The sequence below is a fragment of the Streptomyces sp. NPDC100445 genome, assembly GCF_044759735.1.
Lineage (GTDB): Bacteria > Actinomycetota > Actinomycetes > Streptomycetales > Streptomycetaceae > Streptomyces.
This window is the reverse complement of sequence record NZ_JBIVZV010000008.1, coordinates 265,987-286,912: the sequence shown is the minus strand read 5'-3', so window position 1 is coordinate 286,912 and position 20,926 is coordinate 265,987. Positions and strand designations below refer to the sequence as shown.

15 protein-coding genes are annotated in these 20,926 nt (G+C 74.2%); 6 read left to right on the top strand and 9 right to left on the bottom strand.

The genetic code is table 11. The annotated features are described in order from the left end of the window. Positions 1-123 precede the first annotated feature (123 nt). The 8 genes from ACIQVT_RS20965 to ACIQVT_RS20930 form a co-directional block, all read right to left on the bottom strand. Positions 124-1,047, bottom strand: a complete 924-nt coding sequence (locus tag ACIQVT_RS20965) for an LD-carboxypeptidase (RefSeq protein ID WP_403755606.1) — start codon at positions 1,045-1,047, stop codon at positions 124-126. Next, positions 1,044-3,011, bottom strand: a complete 1,968-nt coding sequence (locus tag ACIQVT_RS20960) for a prolyl oligopeptidase family serine peptidase (RefSeq protein ID WP_403755603.1) — start codon at positions 3,009-3,011, stop codon at positions 1,044-1,046. Before ACIQVT_RS20960 ends, ACIQVT_RS20965 begins: the two co-directional genes overlap by 4 nt. 3 nt (positions 3,012-3,014) lie before the next feature. Continuing rightward, positions 3,015-4,319 (bottom strand): M20/M25/M40 family metallo-hydrolase, encoded by a 1,305-nt coding sequence (locus tag ACIQVT_RS20955; RefSeq protein WP_403755600.1) that lies wholly within the window; start codon positions 4,317-4,319, stop codon positions 3,015-3,017. Further along, entirely contained in the window at positions 4,312-5,145 is an 834-nt protein-coding gene (locus ACIQVT_RS20950) for a M55 family metallopeptidase (protein ID WP_403755597.1), read from the bottom strand. The genes ACIQVT_RS20955 and ACIQVT_RS20950 overlap by 8 nt, the downstream gene beginning before the upstream one ends. 84 nt (positions 5,146-5,229) lie before the next feature. Then, entirely contained in the window at positions 5,230-5,949 is a 720-nt protein-coding gene (locus tag ACIQVT_RS20945) for a class I SAM-dependent methyltransferase (RefSeq protein ID WP_403755594.1), read from the bottom strand. Positions 5,950-6,089: 140 nt separating this feature from the next. Then, entirely contained in the window at positions 6,090-8,585 is a 2,496-nt protein-coding gene (locus tag ACIQVT_RS20940) for a SpoIIE family protein phosphatase (RefSeq protein WP_403755590.1), read from the bottom strand. 151 nt (positions 8,586-8,736) lie between these two features. Then, a complete protein-coding gene (locus tag ACIQVT_RS20935; RefSeq protein ID WP_403755587.1) occupies positions 8,737-11,214 on the bottom strand; it encodes an MFS transporter in 2,478 nt (825 codons plus the stop codon). A 151-nt stretch (positions 11,215-11,365) separates the two neighbouring features. Continuing rightward, positions 11,366-11,809 (bottom strand): SRPBCC family protein, encoded by a 444-nt coding sequence (locus ACIQVT_RS20930; protein WP_403755584.1) that lies wholly within the window; start codon positions 11,807-11,809, stop codon positions 11,366-11,368. A gap of 134 nt (positions 11,810-11,943) precedes the next feature. Between ACIQVT_RS20930 and ACIQVT_RS20925 the strand changes: the two genes are divergently transcribed. The 3 genes from ACIQVT_RS20925 (at position 11,944) to ACIQVT_RS20915 (ending at position 15,336) form a co-directional block, all read left to right on the top strand. Beyond that, positions 11,944-13,002, top strand: coding sequence for an Rv2578c family radical SAM protein (locus ACIQVT_RS20925; RefSeq protein ID WP_403755581.1), 1,059 nt, complete (start codon positions 11,944-11,946; stop codon positions 13,000-13,002). A gap of 147 nt (positions 13,003-13,149) precedes the next feature. Then, complete coding sequence (locus tag ACIQVT_RS20920; protein WP_403755578.1) at positions 13,150-14,712, top strand: alpha/beta hydrolase; 1,563 nt, start codon at positions 13,150-13,152, stop codon at positions 14,710-14,712. A gap of 54 nt (positions 14,713-14,766) precedes the next feature. Beyond that, on the top strand, positions 14,767-15,336 hold the full coding sequence (locus tag ACIQVT_RS20915; RefSeq protein ID WP_403755575.1) for a GNAT family N-acetyltransferase: 570 nt from the start codon (positions 14,767-14,769) through the stop codon (positions 15,334-15,336). Positions 15,337-15,351: 15 nt separating this feature from the next. On the opposite strand, the gene ACIQVT_RS20910 is transcribed toward ACIQVT_RS20915, so the two are convergent. Further along, positions 15,352-15,933: an adenylosuccinate lyase gene (locus ACIQVT_RS20910; RefSeq protein ID WP_403755572.1), complete on the bottom strand. Its 582-nt coding sequence runs from the start codon at positions 15,931-15,933 to the stop codon at positions 15,352-15,354. Positions 15,934-16,317: 384 nt separating this feature from the next. Here ACIQVT_RS20910 and ACIQVT_RS20905 point away from each other — a divergent pair, with 384 nt between their 5' ends. From ACIQVT_RS20905 to ccrA, 3 genes are all read left to right on the top strand, one after another. Further along, positions 16,318-18,132, top strand: coding sequence for a 3-hydroxyacyl-CoA dehydrogenase family protein (locus tag ACIQVT_RS20905; RefSeq protein WP_403755569.1), 1,815 nt, complete (start codon positions 16,318-16,320; stop codon positions 18,130-18,132). 184 nt (positions 18,133-18,316) lie between these two features. Then, complete coding sequence (locus tag ACIQVT_RS20900) at positions 18,317-19,147, top strand: TetR family transcriptional regulator (protein WP_403755566.1); 831 nt, start codon at positions 18,317-18,319, stop codon at positions 19,145-19,147. A gap of 433 nt (positions 19,148-19,580) precedes the next feature. Then, on the top strand, positions 19,581-20,918 hold the full coding sequence (ccrA, locus tag ACIQVT_RS20895) for a crotonyl-CoA carboxylase/reductase (protein ID WP_403755881.1): 1,338 nt from the start codon (positions 19,581-19,583) through the stop codon (positions 20,916-20,918). Positions 20,919-20,926: the final 8 nt, after the last annotated feature.

Below are 20,926 nucleotides of genomic sequence, written 5' to 3'. Positions count from 1 at the left end.
GGGACGGGCCCCGCACAGCCCGCCGGCGAGCCCGGCGGCGAGCAGGGCCGTCCGCAGCGGCGGGGAGGACCGGGGCGAGGACGGCCGGCGCCGGGACGGTGGTGCGGGCGGGCGGGAGCGCGGTCAGCGCAGCGCGGGTTCGTCCAGGGTCAACGTGCCGGTGTCCGCGTCCAGTGCGGCGGCGACACCGAACGGGATCGTCAACGCGCCCGCGCAGTGCCCGAATCCGACGTTCTCCGCGACCGGGACGCCGAGTCCGCCGAGCCGGTCGGCCAGCAGGGGCCGCAGCCGGTCCTCGTCGGAGCAGCCCTCCCAGGAGCCGAGCAGCACTCCGCGCACCCCGTCCAGCCAGCCTGCGCGCAGGAGTTGGGTCAGGTAACGGTCCAGCCGGTACGTCTCCTCGCCCACGTCCTCCAGGCAGAGCAGCCCGCCCCGCGCGGAGGGCCGGGCGTGCGGACCGCCGAGTTCGGCGGCGAGCAGGGACAGACAGCCTCCGAGGGTGACGCCCCGGGCCCGGCCGGGCACGAGGGCGCTGCCGCCCGAGGCGATCACCCGGACCGACTCGGGCGCGAGGAGCGTGGCCCGCAGGTGCTCCCGCGCCCGCGCGTTCCCGATGAAGTCGACGCCGGCCGCCATCGGTCCGTGCAGGGTGACCAGCCCGAGGCGGGCGGCGAACGCCTCGTGCACCGCGGTGACGTCGCTGAACCCGACGAGCACCTTCGGGCCGGCCGCCCGCATCGCCTCCCAGTCGAGCAGGTCGACCACGCGCTGGGCGCCGTACCCGCCGCGGGCGCACAGCACCGCGTCCACGGACGGGTCGCACCAGGCGTTCTGGAGGTCGGCGGCACGGTCGGCGTCCGTGCCCGCGAGGTAGCCGAGCCGGGGGTGCCGGTCGAGGACGTGGCGACCGGCCACCGGATCGAGGCCCCAGCCACGCAGCACGTCGAGCCCCGCCCGGAGCCGCTCCTCGGGCACCGGCCCGCTGGTGGCGACGACGGCCACCCGGGCGCCCGGTGCCAGCCGGCGGGGCCGCCGCAGTTCCGTCACGGGGTCAGCTCCACCCCTGGCACCGCGGGTGTCGGCTGGAACTTGAACACCTGGGAGTACAGGGACAGTTCGGCTTCCAGGGCGCGGACCATCGTCGCGGACCGCCGGAACCCGTGCCCCTCGCCCTCGAAGGTCAGGTAGGCGTGCGGCACGCCCCGGCCGGCGATCCGGGCGAGGAGGCGTTCGCACTGGGCGGGCGGGCAGATGACGTCGTCCAGGCCCTGGAGCAGCAGGAACGGCGCGGTGAGCCGGTCGGCGTGCGTGGTCGGGGAGCGGTCGGTGTACCGCTGCGGCACCTCGGCGAGCGGGCCGATCAGGGACTCCAGGTAGCGGGACTCGAAGTCGTGGGTCTCCCCCGGGCCCCAGGCGGTGAGGTCGAGGACGGGGTACAGGACGGTTCCGCAGGCGTAGACGTCGGTGGTGGCCAGGGAGGCCGCGGCGGTCCAGCCGCCGGCGCTGCCGCCCCGGATCGCGAGCCGGGCGGGGTCGGCGGTGCCCTCGTCGGCGAGGGCGCGGGCCACGGCCGCGCAGTCCTCGACGTCGACCACGCCCCACTGCTCGCGCAACCGCTCCCGGTAGGCGCGGCCGTAGCCGGTGGAGCCGCCGTAGTTCACCTCGGCCACGCCGATGCCCCGGGAGGTGAAGTAGGCGATCGAGAGGTCGAGCACGAGCGGGGTGCGGCCGGTGGGTCCGCCGTGCGCCCAGACGACGTACGGCGGCAGTTCACCGTCGGGCGCGGTCCGCCGGGGGTGGTGCGGCGCGTGGATGTGGGCGTGCACCTCGCGGCCGTCCGGCCCGGGGAAGGTGCGCTGCCGTGGGCGGGGGTAGTAGGCCGGGTCGACGGGGTCCCGGTGCCGGGCGCCGACGACGCGGGCGCGGCCGGTGACGGTGTCCAGCTCGATCACCTCGTAGGCGGTGCGCGGGCCGGCGCCGACCGCGAGGACGCACCCGCCGTGGGTGGCTAGGGTCGCCGCGTACTCCGTCCAGGGTCCGACGGCGTCGACGATCTCACCGGACTCGGGGTCCAGTATGCCGAGGACGGCCGGCCCCCGGCCGCGCACCACCGCCAGCAGGCCGCTGTCGAGCGGCGCGAACCACCGCAACCCGAGCTGCCACAGCGGCCCGCCGAACTCCTCCTCGCGCGGGCACAGCGGGGTGCCGTCGCGGTAGAGGTTCCACCAGCCGCCGCGGTCGCTCGTGTACAGCAGCCTGCCGTCCGGGGCCCACTCGACCTGGGCGACGGACTCCTCGGGTCCGCCGGCGACCGTCCGGGCGTTCTCCAGCCGGCCGTCCTCCGTCACGTCGGCGACCCGCAGTTCCGTCCCGTCCCACGGCATCCGGGGATGGTCCCAGCCCAGCCAGGCGGCCCGCCGGCCGTCCGGCGAGAGCCGGGCGCCGGTCACGAACCGGTGCTGGGCGGGCGTGAGTTCGCGGACGGCCCCGCGGTCGCCGGCGGCCGAGCCGTCCAGCGGTACGGCGGCCAGGACCCGCCGTACGTCGTCGGGGCCGTCGCCGGTGAACTCCTCCAGCACGCACCACACCTCACCGCGCGCGAGGTCCAGCCGGGGCTCGGCCCAGCGCAGTCCGCCGGCCACCGGGGAGACCGGCGTGAGCGGGCGGGGCTCGCCGCCGGGCTCGTACCGGTACAGCCGCTGGTCGGCGAGGTGCACGAAGACGACCAGCGGCCGCCCGTCCGGTGCCGCCCCGGCCCAGGGCCGGCCGCCGTACTCGATGACCCGGCTGCGCACGTTCCACGGCGCGGGCAGCACGGACTCCTCCACGCCGTCGGCACGGCGCCGGACCAGGGTCCGCCGGCCGCCCTCGGCGGGCCGGGGCTCGGTCCACCAGGTCTCGTCACCGACCACGCCCACCCAGTCCGGCCGACCGTCGTGCGCGGCGGCGAGCGCCGCGTCGACGGGCGACGGCCACGATCCGTACGGTGCCTCGCGCATCGCGTCCCCCATCGGTCAGGCCGTCCGCAGGAATCGGTCCAGGACCCGGACGCCGAAGTGCAGCGCCTCCACGGGCACCCGCTCGTCCACGCCGTGGAACAGCGCCTGGTAGTCGAGGTCCGGGGGCAGCTTCAGCGGGGTGAAGCCGTAGCCGGTGACGCCGAGCCGGGAGAACTGCTTGGCGTCCGTGCCGCCCGGCATGCAGTACGGCACCACGTGTCCGCCGGGTGCGAACTCCTCGACCGCCGCCCGCATCGCGGCGTAGATCGGTACGTCCACCGGCGCCTCCAGGGCCACCTCCCGGTGGACGTACTCCCACCGCACGTCCGGGCCGGTCAGCTCGTCGATGGTGGCGGCGAACTCCTCCTCGTACCCCGCCAGGAAACGCCCGTCGACGTGGGCGACCGCCTCACCGGGGATCACGTTCACCTTGTAACCGGCGTCCAGCATGGTCGGGTTGGCGCTGTTGCGGACGGTCGCCTCGAGGAGCCGGGCGGCCGGCCCGAGCTTCTCCAGCAGCCGGTCCACGTCGGCCAGGCCGGGCTCGATGCCGTACAGGTCGGCGAGCCCGGACAGGGTGGCCCGCACGGTCGGGGTGAGGCGGACCGGCCACTGGTGCCCGCCGATGCGGGTGACGGCTGCGGCGAGCCGGGTCACCGCGTTCTCCGCGTTCACCCTGGAGCCGTGCCCGGCCCGGCCGCGCGCGGTCAGCCGGAGCCAGCCGGTGCCGCGCTCCCCCACGGCGACCGGGTAGATCTCCCGGCCGGCCCCGTCGTGGAAGGTGAACGCGCCGGACTCGCCGACGCCCTCCGTGCAGCCCTCGAAGAGTTCGGGGTGCCGGTCGGCGAGGAACCCGGAGCCGTCCTCGGCGCTGGCCTCCTCGTCCGCGGTGAACGCGACGACGAGGTCCCGGCGCGGCCGTACGCCCTGCCGGGCCCAGGACCGGACCACGGCGAGGATCATCGCGTCCATGTTCTTCATGTCGACGGCGCCGCGCCCCCACACGACCCCGTCGCGGACCTCGCCGGAGAACGGGTGCACGCTCCAGTCGGCGGCCTCCGCGGGCACCACGTCGAGGTGACCGTGGACGAGGAGGGCGTCGGCGGACGGGTCGGTGCCCGCGATCCGGGCGACGACGTTGGTACGGCCCGGCGTGCGCTCCAGCAGCAGTGGCTCCAGGCCGGCCCCGGCCAGCCGTTCGGCGGCGTACTCGGCGGCGGGCCGTTCCCGGCAGTCGCCGCCGCCGCGGTTGGTGGTGTCGATGCGGATCAGGCCGGAGGTGAACTCCACGACCTCGTCCAGGGCCTGCCAGTCAGCCATACTGCTCCTCCACGGCGGCGGAGACGATCGTCGTGACCGCCTTGAACGTCCTGATCCCCTCGTACATGGTGGCGCCGGTGTACGCCACCTTCCGCTCACCGGTCCGCGCCACGCCGGGGACGACGGTGGCGGCCGACGCCAGGTGCTCGGCGTCGAACTCGACGGCGACCGTGAACGGGCCTGCCTCGGCGGGTTCGTGCCGGACCGCCAGTGCGGCGGCCTCCTTGGCCGCGGCGCGGATGGCGGCGGCGGTCCGGGCCGGTGTGCGGCAGACGGCCGCGTACCGCGACACGTGGTCCTTGACGGCGACCTTCAGTGCCTCCGGCGCGTACCCGAGCGCGTCCTCGCAGGCCACGTCGTCCCCGGTGACGAGGACGACGGGGACGCCGTACTCGGCGACGACGTGCGCGTTGAGCAGGCCCTCGCTCGCGCGGACCCCGTTCAGCCAGACGCCGGTGATCTGGTTGGCGAGGTAGGTGTGGGCGAGGACGCCCTCCGCGCCGGCGCCCGCGTGGTAGCCGACGAACGCGATGCCGTCCACGTCACCGTGCTGGACGCCCTCCACCATGGACAGCGCCTTGTGCCGGCCGGTGAGCAGCTCCGCCCGCTCGTCCAGCCGCTCCAGCAGGAGGTTGCGCATGGTCCAGTGGGCCTCGTTGACGAGCACCTGGTCGGCGCCGCCGTCGAAGAAGCCCTCCACGGCGGCGTTCACGTCCGAGGTGAACATCGTCCGGCACCGCTCCCACTGCGGCGTCCCCGGCAGCACGTCGGCGGGCCAGGTGACCCCGGTGGCCCCCTCCATGTCGGCACTGATGAGGATCTTCATGCTCCGTCACGTTACGCGCCGCACGGCGGACAGGCTACGACCCCGGCGCCCGCCCGCGCCCGCCGGAGGGCCACCGGGTCCCGGTCAGGCGCCCGCGAGCACGAACCAGCGGGCCGGCAGGTCGATGCGGGTGCCGTCCGGGAGGTACTCGGTCTGCGGCAGTGTCGTCTCGCCGTCGGCGAGGACGGTGAGGCCGGCCTCGGCGAGCAGGCGCGGTATCTCGTCGTCGTCGGCGGAGGCGGGTTTGAGCCCGTACTGGAAGACGCGCTGGAGCTTGGGCGGCGGCCCGGCCGGCCCGGCCGCCGCGTGCACCAGGACGTCCCGGGAGGCGGAGGTCAGCTCCACCACGAACGCGCGTCCCTCGGTGCCGATCAGCCGGGCGACGGCGGCGGCCACCACGGGGCGGGCGGCCGGCTCGCTCTGGTGGATGACGGCCCGCATGTAGACGTTGCTGTCGCCGAGCCGCTCGTGCAGGGCGGCCACGGCGTCGCCGTCGGTGAGGTCGAGCTGCTGGAACTCGACGTTCTCGGTGTGGGCGGCACGGCGCGCGTGTTCCACGGCGGCGTGCGAGAGGTCCACGCCCACGGCGTGCGTGAACCGGGTGGCCAGGTAGTGGGTCTGGGTGCCGTTGCCGCAGCCGAGGTCGACGATCGTGCGTTTGGCGTCGGCGTACGGCAGGAGCAGTTCACTGTGCGGCGCGGCGGTCAGGGAGGGGTCGGCGTCCCATATCGCCTCGCCCCGGGTGTCGGAGGTCTCGCGCCAGTAACTTTCCCAGGCGTTGCGGTAGTTGTCCGAGACGTTCATGCGATCTCCCCACGGTTCGGTTCCGTGATCGGGATATCGCGGCGGCGCGGAGCGGGGCAAGGGCCGGGAGGCCACCTTTACGAGATGTACGGGATCCGGCCACCCTGGGCGGCGCGCGGTGCGGCCCCCGCGCTCCCCCGTCAGGGGGCGCCGGTGAGGGCCTGCTCGAACCAGACGGTCTTGCGGTGCCCGCTGGCGCTGGCGCCCCATTCCCGGGCCAGCCGGCTGACCACGCGCAGCCCGCGGCCCGACTCGTCGTAGGGGCCGGCGGGGATGAGTCCCGGCAGGGCGGGCTCGTCGTCCGTCACCTCGAACAGCAGGGCGTCGGTGCGGACGACCCGCAGCCCGACCGACGTGCTCGCGGCGTGCCGGACGGCGTTGGTGACGACCTCGCTGACCAGGAGTTCCGCCGTCTCCACGGCGCGCGGCAGGCCCCAGTGCCGGAGCCGTTCCCGGACCAGGCGGCGCGCCCGGCCCACCTCGCGCGGGTCGGCGTCGAGCCGCCACTCGGCGACGTCGTCGGCGGGGATGCCGTTGAGGCGGGCCATGAGCAGGGCGACGTCGTCCTTGCGGCCGCCGCGCGTGTTGAGGGCGCGGATGATCGTGTCGCAGGCGTCGTCCATGGAGGCGGCGGGGTGGGCGGCGGACTCGCAGAGCGCGGCCAGGCCCTCGCCGATGTCGGAGCCGCGCACCTCGACCAGGCCGTCGGTGCACAGCACCAGCCGGTCGCCGGGCGCGACCTTGACCCGGGACACCTCGAAGGGCACGCCGCCGACGCCGATCGGCGCCCCGGTGGGCAGGTCGAGGAGCTGGCTGCCGCCGTCCTCGGCGCGGACCAGGACGGGCGGGATGTGTCCGGCGTTGGCGAGGGTCAGCTCACCGCGGATCGGGTCGTACACGGCGTACAGGCAGGTGGCGAGGTAGGTGTCGCCGAGCCGGCGGGCCAGGTCGTCGAGGTTGCGCAGGAGCTGGGCGGGCGGGGTCTCCATGGCGGCCATGGTCTGGACGGCGGTGCGCAACTGGCCCATCATCGCTGCCGAGTTCAGGCCGTGGCCCATGACGTCGCCGACGACGAGGGCGGTGCGGGAGCCGGGCAGTTTGACGCTGTCGAACCAGTCACCGCCGATCCGGCCGAGCCGTGCGCCGGGCAGGTAGCGGGTGGCGACGTCGCAGCCGGCCATCCGTGGGGAGACCTGCGGCAGCATGCTGTCCTGGAGGGTGTCGGCGACGTTCTCCTGGTAGGTGTACATGCGCGCGTTGTCGAGCACCAGCCCGGCCCGGGCGGCGAGTTCGGCGCCGGTGGTGCGGTCCATGTCGTCGAACTGGGGCCGGTCGGGGCGGCGCATCAGCACCATGAAGCCGAGCACGACGTTGCGCGCCTTGAGCGGGACGATCAGCAGGGACCGGCCGCCGATGAGCGGCCTGAGGTCGCGCTTCTCGAACTCGCCGGCGATGCGCTCGGACAGCTCCTCGGTGACCCGGGGGACGACCACCGGCTCGCCGCTGACCATGCAGCGGTAGAACGGGGTGTGCTCGGGGAAGGCGAACGCCTCGCCGACCGGCACGGTGTCGTCCCAGCGGCCCGGTTCGTCGTTGTGCTCGACCCAGACGCGGAACATCACGGTGCTGGCGTCCGGCGGTCCGTCCGGGAAGCCCTCGCCGGCCAGCACGGCGGCGCGCAGGTGGGTGCCGGCGAAGTCCGCGAACCGGGGGACGGCGGCGCTGGTGACCTCGCGGATCGTCTCGCCGAGGTCGAGGGAGGAGCCGATGCGGGAGCTGACCTCGTTGAGGAATTCCAGCCGCTCGCGGACGGCGGCGTACTCCAGGTCCTGCTCGGCGCCGGCCGGGACGCGGACCACGAGGGTCCTCTCCCGCGGTGCGAGGGCCTCGGCGCGGGTGCGTCCGGCACGACGGGGCACGCCCCAGTACGGGGTGACGGGAACCCGCTCGAACTGGCTGAACTCCAGCACCGGATAACCCAGTTCGAGGATCTGGGAGACGATGCGGGCGCTGAGTCCCGGGCCCATGCTGGGCAGGATCTCGGGCAGGCGGCGTTCGAGTTCCTCGAAGGCGGGCAGCTCGGTGTGGCGGGCGAAGCCGGGCGCGATGCGTTCGGCGGTCTCGTCGTCGTAGCCGCGTTCGTCGCGCAGCCGGGTGGCGTCGGCGGCGAGCACGAGGAGCCGGGAGGTGCCCGGCCCGATCAGCGGGTAGGCCCACCAGAGCACGTCCAGCCGCTCGGCGTCGGGGTCCTGGCGGGGCGGGACCAGCCGGGCCCGGCCCGCGGTGGGGTAGCCGGTGTGGCCGCCGAGCGAGGTCTCCAGGTCGGGGCCCGGCTCCTCGTACGCGTCGTAGGCGTCCGGCAGGGCGTGGGCGTGCGGGTCGCCCGCCTCGTACGCGTCCGGCGTCGTGGCGGCGCGCAGGTCCTCGGGCAGGGCTCCGGAGACGGGCAGCAGGTCGGTCACGGGGTGCCCGACCGCCTCCTCCCGGCCCACGCCGAACAGACGCCGGGCGCCGCTGCTCCAGTGGGACACCAGTCCGGCGCGGTCGACGACGACCACGGCCAGCGGGATGCGGCCCGCCGCGGCGTCGCCGGCGCCGCGCCCGGGGACAGTCTCCCGCTCGCTGCCACGGTCCATGGCCCAGGCCCTCTCTCCCCACGGCTGTACGCAAAACGATCTGTGCCGCCCGCCACTACGGTAAGGCGACGGCCGGGCGCGATGTGTGCCAATCCCGGAATTGCTGTCACCGGATCGCACCGGCGCGCGGCCGCCGCCGTACGCGCGCCCCTCAGTCCTCGTGCCCGAGCTGGAGGTCCCGTTCGGTGCGTCCGCCGCCCGCGACCCGCAGCACGGTGGCGACCGGCGGGTAACCCGCGGCGATGACGGTGTACTCGCCGGAGGAGAGGTCCACGAACCGGAAGGTCCCGTCGGCTCCGGTGGTGAGGGTGTCGACGACGTTCCCGGCGGCGTCGAGCAGGGTCACCCGCGCGTCCTCCACGGCCCGTCCACCGCTCGCCCGCACGGTGCCCCGCAGCACGGCGCCGCCGGCGAGCTCGATGTCCTGCCGGGTCTCGCGGGAGGCCTGCACGGTGACCGGGAGCGCGGCGGGCCGGAAGACGGGGGCGCTGGCGGCGAGGGTGTACTCGCCGGCGACCAGCTCGGTGATGACGTAGCCGCCCTCGCGTCCGCTGCGGGTCGCGGCGACGACCTCGCCGTGCACGTTGGTCAGGGTGACGGTGGCGTCGCGGACAGGGGTGCCGTCGGCGGTGAGGACGCTGCCGGCGAGGCGTCCGGCGCCGCCGAGGACGACGTCGAGCTCGACGGGGCGTTCGCCCACGGTGACGGAGACGGCCTGCGGCTGGTGGCCGCCGGCCGCGGCGATCAGCACGTACGACCCGGAGCCGGGCGTGCCTAGCGCGTACCGCCCGTCCTCGCCGCTGGCGCCCCGCCCGATCTGCTGGCCGGCGATGTCGATGAGGGTGAGGGCGGCGCGGGGCACCACGGTGCCGTCGGGGTGCTGCACGGTGCCGCAGACGGGGACTCCGGCGGTGTACGGCGAGCGGGGCGGGCCGGAGGTCTCCGCGGCCGGGGTCCGGTGGCGGGCCTGCGGGACGGGAGCGGTGACGGGCGCGGGGTCCGTTCCGGCGGCGTGGTGGGACACCAGTGGTTTCTCCTTGAGGAAGAAGGCGATCAGCAGGCCGAGGACGAGCACCGGCACGAGGTAGAGGAAGATCCGGGGCATCGCGTCGGCGTAGGCGCGGATGTAGGCGTCGCGCAGCGCCGGGGGCAGCGCGTGGACGAGCTGCGGGGTGAGGGAGTCGGCGTCGGGGAGCGCGGTGCCCGTGTGCGGGGGCAGTTGCGCGCGCAGGGCGTCGGAGAGCCGGCCGGCGAAGAGGGTGCCGAAGACGGCGGCGCCGACGCTGCCGCCGATCTGCCGGAAGTAGTTGTTGGCGCTGGTGGCGGTGCCGAGGTCGGCGGGGCGCACGGAGTTCTGCACGGCGAGGACGAGGACGGGCATCACCAGGCCGATGCCGGTGCCGAGGACGGCCATCCAGATGCTGTAGTGCAGCCGGGGGGTGTCGGTCTCCAGCCGGGACAGCAGCCACATGCCGACGGCGGAGACGGCGCTGCCGAGCACGGGGAAGACCCGGTACCGGCCGGTGTGGCTGATGAGCTGTCCGCCGATGACCGAGGCGCCGACGATGCCGGCCATCATGGGCAGCATCAGCAGCCCGGACTCCGTGGCGCTGGCGCCGTCGACCATCTGGAGGAAGGTCGGCAGGTAGCTGGCGGCGCCGAACAGGGCGACGCCGATGACCAGGCCGACCAGGCCGCTGGTGACGAAGACGGAGTCGCGGAACAGCCGCAGCGGGATGAGGGGTTCGGCGGCGAAGTGCTCGGCGACGAGGAAGAGGGCGGTGGCGGCGAGGGCGCCGGCGCCGAGGCCGAGGATCTGCCGCGAGTCCCAGGCATACTCGGTGCCGCCCCAACTGGTCAGCAGGACCAGGCAGGTGGAGGCGGTGGCGAGGAGCAGGGCGCCGGGGAGGTCGAGGCGGGCGCGGACCCGTGGCCGCGGGAGCCGGAGGACGGCGGTGACGACGGCGAGGGTGACCAGTCCGAAGGGGACGTTGACGTAGAAGCACCAGCGCCAGGAGAGGTGGTCGGTGAAGTAGCCGCCGAGCAGGGGGCCGGCGACGGAGGCGAGGCCGAAGACGGCGCCGATGAGGCCCATGTACCGGCCGCGTTCCCGGGGCGGCACGATGTCGGCGATGATCGCCTGCACGCCGATCATGAGGCCGCCGGCGCCGACGCCCTGGAGGGCGCGGTAGGCGATCAGCTGGTCCATGGTCCCGGCCCGGCCGGCGAGGGCGGAGCCGAGGACGAAGACGGCGATGGCGAACTGGAAGACGCCCTTGCGGCCGACCAGGTCGCCGAGTTTGCCGTAGAGGGGCAGGCCGATGGTGGAGGTGAGCAGGTAGGCGGTGATCGCCCAGGACATGCGGTCCAGGCCGTGCAGTTCGCCGACGATCTTCGGCAACGCGGTGGCGACGATCATCTGGTCGAGGGCGGCCAGCAGCAGCGCCAGCATCAGGCCGAGGAAGACCAGGCGGACCCGGCGGGGGGCGAGTGCGGCGGGGGGCGCGGGGGGCCGCGCGGCGGTGTCCGGCGCGCCGGCGGTGGGGCCCTCGTCGCCGGCGGAGGTGCCTTCCGCGCCGGCGGCCGGTGCCACGGCCGGCTCGTGCTGCACCAGTGTCGTCCCGCCCACGTACCGCTCCCCTCGTCACGCCTGTCGCATTTCCCGCGTAAGGCGACAACTGCGAGCAACTGCGGCGAGTTACGGCACCGCCCGGGACGGGGCGGAGATCCACTCGAACCGGTGAAGGGGTCAACACCCCTTCACCGTCCGGCTCTTGGGGCTACTTCTCGACCTTGGCGGCGAGGTTGGCGAGCAGGGCGTCGTAGATCCGGCCGAGGCCCTTGGGCGCGAAGGTGCGCTCGAAGAAGCCGCCGACGCCGCCGGCGCCCTGCCAGGTGGTGGTGACGACGACGCGGGAGCCGCCCTCGCCGGCCGGGGTGACGCGCCAGGTGGTGACCATGGAGGAGTTGCGGTCCGTCTCGACCAGCTCGCCGTCGGTGGGCTCGGTCACGTCCAGCAGGCAGTCGCGCACGCGCTTGCTGGTGGCCTGGAGCTTCCAGTGGACGAGGGTGCCCGCGCCGTCGCCGCCCTCGCGCACCTCGTACTCGCCGAACTGCTCGGGCAGCACCTCGCGCCGCGTGCCGCGGTAGTCGGCGAGGGCGTCGAACACCTTCTCCGCGTCCGCCGCGACGACCCGCTCCGTAGTGGCCTCGACCTGCGCCATTGCTTCCTCCAGGACCTGGTTGCTCGGGGTGGGGGGCCAGCCAACCACCCCGGCGCCCGGCCGCCCAAATCGGGGGGCGCACGATCATGGGAACGTATGTTCTATTCTGGGGCCAGTGCCATCGAGGAGGCGTCATGCGCTGGGAGAACCTCACCGTGGAGTCCGGCCCGCCCGAGGAGTCCGCCGAGCACGGCCGGGCCGCCGACGCCGCGCTGTTCGGCGCGGACACCGTCACCAGGCGGTTCGACGCGCCCGAGTTCCGCGGGATCACCTTCCACGAGGTGCGGGCGCGCTCGGTGCTGAACCGGGTGCCGGGCGCCTCGCGGATGCCGTTCGAGTGGACGGTGAACCCCTACCGCGGCTGCACGCACGCGTGCGTCTACTGCTTCGCCCGCCGCACGCACGGCTACCTGGACCTGGACACCGGCATCGGTTTCGACACCCAGATCGTGGTCAAGGTCAACGCGCCGGAGGTGCTGCGCCGCCAGCTCGCCTCCCGGCGCTGGCGGGGCGACCACGTCGCGATGGGCACCAACGTCGACTGCTACCAGCGCGCCGAGGGCCGCTACCGGCTGATGCCGGGCATCATCTCCGCCCTCACCGACCACGCCAACCCCTTCTCCGTCCTCACCAAGGGCACCCTGATCCTGCGCGACCTGGACCTGCTGGTCCGGGCGGCCCAGGTGACGGACGTGGGCATCTCGGTCTCCGTCGGCTTCCTGGACACCGAGCTGTGGCGCACGGTGGAGCCGGGCACGCCCGCGCCCGAGCGCCGGCTGGACGTCGTGCGGACCCTCGGGGAGCACGGCATCGGCTGCGGGGTGCTGATGGCCCCGGTGATCCCCTTCCTGAGCGACTCCCCGGCCCAGCTGCGGGAGACCGTGCGGGCGATCGCGGCGGCCGGGGCCACCTCGGTCACGCCGCTGGTGCTGCACCTGCGCCCCGGGGCCCGGGAGTGGTTCTCGGCCTGGCTCGGCCGACACCACCCGCACCTGGTGGGACGCTACGCCCGGCTGTACGCCGAGGGGGCCTACGCGCCGCGCTGGTACCAGCGCCGGATCACCCGTCAGGTGCACGAGCTGGCCGAGGAGTACGGCATCGGGCCCACCCGCGCCGGGCAGGCCCGCCGGATCGGCCCGGTGCCCGCGCCCGCCCCGCCCGGCCCGGAACCCACCCAGCTGACCCTCATGTGAGCGGGGTCCGGGGGCATTTGGGGGATCCCCCGGACCAATCGGGTCAAGTATCGCCGGAACGCGTTCCCCCGAGGCCTCGCGCCGGGACGATGCGGCCAGAACCGTGAGCCTCGCGGTCGCCGCAACCTCCGTCCCGTAAGGACCCGTATGAGACACCGCGCAGCCGTGCTGTGCGCAGCCGCCGCCATGGTGGCGGGCTCGGTCACCGCCGGGCCCGTCCGGGCGGCCACCCCCGCCCCCGCGCCGAAGCTCACCTGGCGCGGCTGCGGCACCGCCGACCACCCGGCGCTCCAGTGCGCCTCCCTGAAGGTGCCGCTGGACCACGCGGACCCGTCGGGCCGGCAGATCACCCTCGCCCTGTCCCGCGTCCCGCACACCGCGAAGACCTCCGAGGGTCCGCTGCTGGTCAACCCCGGGGGGCCGGGCGGCAGCGGGCTGGCGCTCGCCGGTTTCGTCGCCTCGACCCTGCCCCGCGGCGTGGCGTCCCGGTACGACGTCATCGGGTTCGACCCGCGCGGGGTCGGGGCCGGCGATCCCGCCCTGTCCTGCGCGCCCGGCCACTTCGGCCCGGTGCGCCCGGACACCGTGCCGGCCACACCCGCGCTGGAACGGGCGAACCTGGAGCGGGCGCGGTCCTTCGCCGCCGCCTGCGGCCGGGCGTACGCCGGTGTGCTGCCGTACGTCGACACCGTCAACACCGTCCGGGACCTGGACTCGGTCCGGCAGGCGCTGGGCGCCCCGCGCATCAGCTACTTCGGCTACTCGTACGGCACCTACCTCGGCGCGGTCTACGCGAAGCTGTACCCGCGGCGGGTCCACCGGCTGGTGCTGGACTCGGTCGTCGACCCGACCGGCGTCTGGTACGAGGACAACCTCGCCCAGGACTACGCGTTCGACGCACGCCACCGGGCGCTGATGGCCTGGATCGCCCGGTACGACGACACGTACGGGCTCGGCACGGACCCCGCGCGGGTCGAGGCCGAGTGGTACGCGATGCGGGGGGCGCTGGCACGGAAGCCGGCCGGCGGCCGGGTCGGCCCCGCCGAACTGGACGACACCTTCCTCCCCGGCGGCTACTACAACGGCTACTGGCCCCACCTCGCCGAGGCGTTCGCGGCCTACGCGCGCCGCGGGGACACCGGGCCGCTGGTCCGGGCGTACGAGAACCTCGGCGCCGTCGACGCCTCGGGCGACAACGGCTACAGCGTCTACACCTCCGTGCAGTGCCGGGACTCCCCCTGGCCGCGGTCCTGGAACCGGTGGCGCGCCGACACCTGGAAGGTGTACGCGAAGGCACCCTTCATGGCCTGGAACAACGCCTGGTACAACGCGCCCTGCGCGTTCTGGCCGGTCGCCGCGCGCCGGCCGGTGGACGTCGCCGGCGCCGAAGCGCCGCCCGCGCTGCTCTTCCAGGCGACCGACGACGCGGCGACCCCGTACTCCGGCGGTGTCACGGTGCACCGGCTGCTGGCCCGTTCCGGCCTGGTCGTCGAGGCGGGCGGCGGCAACCACGGTGTCACGCTGAGCGGCAACGCCTGCCTGGACGGGTACCTCGCCGCCTACCTCGCCGACGGCACGGTGCCGCGCGGGAACGGCCCGGCCGACGCGGTCTGCGCCAAGTCGCCGGACCCCGAGCCGCTCACCACGAAGGCGGCGTCGACGTCGTCGCGCGGCTCGGTCCTGCACGGCCTGCTGGGCTTCCGGCGTTAGCGGCCGCCGGAAAACCGGGGGCGCCGTCCCCCCGGACGGGGCCACCATGAGGGCATGAGCCCACCTCGCCGTGACACCGCCCCCGACGGGGCCCCCGACGCGCCCGTCACCGCCCTCACGGTCCGGGAGATGACCCCGGCCGACTGCGACCGCGTCGCCGAGATCCGCGTCCGGGGCTGGCAGCACGCCTACCGGGGGCTCATGCCGGACGCGTACCTCGACGCGCTGGACGTCGCGGCCGACGCCGGGCGCCGGCGGGCCCGGCTCGCCGCGGGCGACGGCACCGTGGTGAACCTGGTCGCCGAACGGGACGGCCGGGTCCTGGGGTGGGCGGCGCACGGGCCGTACCGGGACGACGACGCGCCCGCCCGGGACGCCGAGCTGTACGCGCTCTACGTCGATCCGGCGCACCTGGGCGGCGGGATCGGCCGGACCCTGCTGGCCGCGTCGGTCCAGCGGTGCGCGGGGTACCGGCGGATGCTCCTGTGGGTGCTCCGGCACAACACCTCCGCACGCCGCTTCTACGAGCGCGCCGGGTTCCGGCCGGACGGGGCCGAGGAGCCGTTCGAGGTGGACGGCACGACCGTGCCCGAGGCGCGGTACGCCATCGCGCTGGGCGGCTGACCCGCCGTCACCCGCTCATCTGCGCTGCTGCTCCGGGATGCGGGCCAGCGCGCGCACCGCCGCCTCCGCGAGCGCCGGGTGGGCCAGCGCCTCGCTCAGCACCCGCCGGGCGCGGCCGTCACCGAGCGTGCCGAGACCCTCGACGCAGGCCAGGGCGACCCCCCGGTAGGGGTCGTGCGGGCGCAGCCGCCGCTCCAGGGTGGTGATCAGCGCGGGCACGGACTCCGGGGCGCGCAGGGCGGCCAGCAGCCGCACCGGGTGCAGGGCGTAGGCGACGCGCAGTTCGTTGGTGGCGAGGGCGGCGGCGGCCCGGGCGGTGCGGGGGTCGCCGAGCCGGGCGAGGGCGTGGGCGGCGGAGGCGCAGCGCGGCGGGTCACGGTGGTTGAGGAGCAGCACCAGGGACTCGAAGGCGCGCCGGTCGCCGGCGAGGCCGAGGCGGAACGCGGCCAGTTCCCTTGCCCACAGGGGCTGTCCGGGCGCGATGAGCACCTCGGCGAGTTCGCCGTGGTCGCCGGTGGCGCGCAGGCGGTCGAACGCCGCCGTGCCGCCCGACTCCTGCCGTAAGCGCTCCGTGAGCGCCCGCAACTCTTCGTCCACGACGTCCAGCGTAGGCGGGTCGTGGCGGCGGGGGGAGGTACATCACACAGCCGGTTTCCCCGCGGGGGCTGGCGCGCTCGTTACCCGCCGGTTAAGCTCATACGAGCGAGTAACCCTCGCTCCTTCCTGCGGACGGTCTGGTGACGCGGCCGCCGCAGGTGTTCGGTCGGTTCGGTACGCCAGGTACCGCAGTACGACCCGGCTCCGGGACAGGGCCGGTCGACGTTCCGCCGCTCCCGGGCGTGTGCACGCCCGCGGCACCGGCAGCACCGGGCGTGTGCGCTCGTAGCCCGGAAACACCCGCACTCCTTTCCGCACCGCGGTGCGCCCTCGGGCGCACCCGGCGCGCTCCTCGTCGTCACCCCTCATTCCTGGAGTCCCGCGATGGCCACTCCCCTGTCCCCCCAGCCCGGCACCCCCGTGTCACCGTTCCGGACGGTCGCCGTCGTCGGCCTCGGCACCATGGGCACCGGCATCGCCGAGGTCCTCGCCAAGGCCGGCCGCGAGGTGATCGGCATCGACATCAGCGAGGCCCGCACCGCCCGGGCCGTGGCCGCCCTCGAGGCCGCCACCGACCGGGCCGTGGCCCGCGGCCGGCTCACCGGCCCCGAGCGCGCCGACGCCCTGGCCCGCATCCGCACCTCCACCGACCTCGGCGCGGCGGCCGACGCCGACCTCGTCATCGAGGTGGCCCCGGAGTCGTACGAGATCAAGCAGCAGATCTTCGGTGAACTGGACGGCGTCGTCCGCCCGGAGACCATCATCGCGACCGGCACGAACGCGCTGTCCGTGACCCGGCTCGCCGCCGGCTCCGCCCGCCCCGAGCGGGTGCTCGGCCTGCACTTCTTCAACCCGGCGCCGGCCATGAAGCTGGTCGAGGTCGTCTCCTCGGTGCTGACCGCCCCGCAGGCCGTCGCCGCCGTCACCGACTTCGCCGTCGAGCTGGGCAAGGAACCGGTCGCGGTCGGCGACCGCCCCGGTTTCGTCGCGGACGGGCTGCTCTTCGGCTACCTCAACCAGGCCGCCGCGATGTACGAGGCGAAGTACGCCTCCCGCGAGGACATCGACGCGGCCATGCGGCTGGGCTGCGGGCTGCCGATGGGCCCCCTCGCCCTGCTGGACCTGATCGGCGTCGACACCGCGCGGACGGTCCTGGAGGCCATGTACGCCGAGTCCCGGGACCGGCTGCACGCCCCCGCCCCGATCCTCAAGCAGCTCAGCGAGGCCGGCCTGACCGGCCGCAAGGCCGGGCGCGGCTTCTACACCTACGAGGCGCCGGGCAGCGCGACGGTGGTGCCGGACGCGGCGAGCCCGGCGACGGACGGCGCGGCCGGAGCGGGCCGTACGGTCCGCTCCGTCGGCGTCGCGGGTTCCGGCACCATGGCCTCCGGCATCGCCGAGGTGTTCGCCAAGGCGGGCTACGAGGTCGTGCTGGCCGCCCGCAGCGAGGAGAAGGCGCAGACCGCCAAGGCCCGGATCGGCAAGTCGCTGGCCCGCTCGGTCGACCGGGGCCGGCTGACGGCGGAGGCCGCCGCGCAGGTGCTGGACCGGATCACCCCGGCGGGCTCCTACGACGCCTTCGCCGACGTCGATCTCGCCGTCGAGGCCGTCGCGGAGGACCTGGAGGTCAAGCGGCAGCTGTTCGGGACGCTGGACAAGGTGTGCAAGCCGGGCGCGGTCCTGGCCACCACCACCTCCTCGCTGCCCGTCGTCGCCTGCGCCCGCGCCACCTCGCGCTCCGAGGACGTGATCGGCATGCACTTCTTCAACCCGGCGCCGGCCATGAAGCTGGTCGAGGTCGTCCGGACGGTGCTGACCGCGGACGACGTGCACGCGACGGTGCGCGAGGTGTGCGGCCGGATCAGGAAGCACGCGGTCGACTGCACGGACCGAGCGGGCTTCATCGTGAACGCGCTGCTGTTCCCCTACCTCAACAACGCGATCAAGATGGTGGAGGAGCACTACGCGTCGCTCGACGACATCGACGCGGCGATGAAGCTCGGCGGCGGCTATCCGATGGGCCCGTTCGAGCTGCTGGACGTGGTCGGCCTGGACGTCTCGCTGGCCATCGAGAAGGTGCTGCACCGCGAGTTCCGCGACCCCGGCCTCGCCCCGGCGCCGCTGCTGGAGCACCTGGTGGCCGCGGGCTGCCTCGGCCGCAAGACGGGCCGCGGCTTCCGCGAGTATGCCCGCCGCTGACGGCGCCGGCGACCGGTCCCGCGCGGACACGGACTGGGGCGGGCTGCTGGATCCCGGCGCGTTCGCCCCGTCCGCTCCGCGCCGGGTCCCCCCGCCCTCCCGGACCGGCGTTCCCCCGCCGCCCGGGGGCGCGGGAACGCCCGCACCTGCGCGGAGGACCGCGCCCATGCAGTACGTTCGGGTCATGTCGCAGTCCGCCAGGTCCTCCCGTACCCCCGCCACGCCCGACGCGCCGGAGAGCGCCGCGGGCGGTCGCGCCGCCGCGCAGCGGCTCAAGATGCGCCGCGAACTGGCGGCGGCGGCCATGGAGCTGTTCGCGACCAAGGGGTACGAGGCGACCACCGTCGACGAGATCGCGGCCGCCGCCGGGGTCGCCCGCCGCACCTTCTTCCGCCACTTCCGCTCCAAGGAAGAGGCGATCTTCCCGGACCACGACGACACCCTGGTCCGCGCGGAGGCGGTGCTGAACGCCGCACCCGCGCACGAGCACCCGCTCGACACCGTGTGCCGCGGCATCAAGGAAGTCATGAAGATGTACGCGGCGCGGCCGGAGATCTCGGTCGCCCGTTACAAGCTCACCCGTGAGGTGCCCACCCTGCGGGAGGCCGAGATCGCCTCCGTGGCCCGTTACGAGCGGCTCTTCACCCGCTACCTGCTCGGCCACTTCGACGAGCACGCGCACGCCGACGACGCCAACGACGACCCGCTGCTGGCCGAGGTCGCCGCCTCCGCCGTGGTCACCGCCCACAACCACGTGCTGCGGCGCTGGCTGCGGGCGGGCGGCCAGGGCGATGTGGAGGCCCAGCTGGACCACGCCTTCGCGATCGTCCGCAAGACCTTCGGCAGCGGTATCGGGGCCGGCCGCGGCCCGGCCGGCCAGGCGGCGTCCGCGGCCGGGGCGACGGCCCCGGCGACGGCGTCCGCGCACGGCGAGGTCCTGGTGACGGTGGCCCGCACCGACGCTCCGCTGGAGGAGGTCATGCGGACCATCGAGGAGGCGCTGAAGGAGCGCTGACGCACGGACGGACTCTGCGGAACGGCCACCCTCCGGGGTGGCCGTTTCGTCATGTCAGGACCCCTTTTCGACGGGATTCCAGGGGCCGTTCGATCGATCATCGCTCATTTGTTACGTAAAGATTTCATCTGAGAGCAGGTTCTGGCACTCAGTGCCTTGTCACCTGACACGCGGTGTCATACGTTGAAGAGGTCCGGGCGGCCGGCGAGCACGGACCAGATGTTCGCCGGCTGTCCCCGCGGGTCCCCTGGCCCGCGCGCCCGGACGCCTGCGTCACAGGCACCCTCCCGCGCCACAAAGCGCTGCCGAAGCACCACCGAGCCGAACCGACGGCACACCCGCAGACCCTCAGCAGCACTGCTCCCGAGCAGCACCGACGAATCCCCAGCGCCCCTCCCTCAGGGCGCTCACCGCCGGAGGCAATACCGTGACCGTGAAGGACATCCTGGACGCGATCCAGTCGAAGGACGCCACATCGGCCGACTTCGCCGCCCTGCCCCTCCCCGAGTCGTACCGTGCGATCACCGTGCACAAGGACGAGACGGAGATGTTCGCGGGCCTGGAGACGCGCGACAAGGACCCGCGCAAGTCGATCCACCTCGACGAGGTGCCGGTGCCCGAACTGGGCCCCGGTGAGGCCCTGGTGGCCGTCATGGCCTCCTCGGTGAACTACAACTCGGTGTGGACCTCGATCTTCGAGCCGCTGTCGACGTTCGGGTTCCTGGAGCGCTACGGCCGCACCAACGAGCTGGCCAAGCGGCACGACCTGCCCTACCACATCATCGGCTCCGACCTCGCCGGCGTCGTCCTGCGCACCGGCCCCGGCGTGAACGCCTGGAAGCCCGGCGACGAGGTCGTCGCGCACTGCCTCTCGGTCGAGCTGGAGTCCTCCGACGGCCACAACGACACGATGCTCGACCCCGAGCAGCGCATCTGGGGCTTCGAGACCAACTTCGGCGGCCTGGCCGAGGTCGCGCTGGTGAAGTCCAACCAGCTGATGCCCAAGCCGGACCACCTCAGCTGGGAGGAGGCCGCCGCCCCGGGCCTGGTCAACTCCACCGCCTACCGCCAGCTCGTCTCCCGCAACGGCGCGGCGATGAAGCAGGGCGACAACGTCCTGATCTGGGGCGCCAGCGGGGGCCTCGGCTCCTACGCCACCCAGTTCGCGCTGGCCGGCGGCGCCAACCCGATCTGCGTCGTCTCCAGCGACCAGAAGGCGGACATCTGCCGGGCGATGGGCGCCGAGGCGATCATCGACCGCAACGCCGAGGGCTACAAGTTCTGGAAGGACGAGCAGACCCAGGACCCCAAGGAGTGGAAGCGCTTCGGCAAGCGCATCCGCGAGCTGACCGGCGGCGAGGACATCGACATCGTCTTCGAGCACCCCGGCCGCGAGACCTTCGGCGCCTCCGTCTACGTCACCCGCAAGGGCGGCACCATCACCACCTGCGCCTCGACCTCGGGCTACATGCACGAGTACGACAACCGCTACCTGTGGATGTCGCTGAAGCGGATCATCGGCTCGCACTTCGCGAACTACCGCGAGGCCTGGGAGGCCAACCGCCTCATCGCCAAGGGCAAGATCCACCCCACCCTGTCCAAGACGTACTCCCTCGAGGACACCGGCCAGGCCGCCTACGACGTCCACCGCAACCTGCACCAGGGCAAGGTCGGCGTGCTCTGCCTCGCCCCCGAGGAAGGCCTCGGCGTGCGCGACGAGGAGATGCGCGCCAAGCACATCGACGCCATCAACCGCTTCCGGAACGTCTGAGGGCCTTA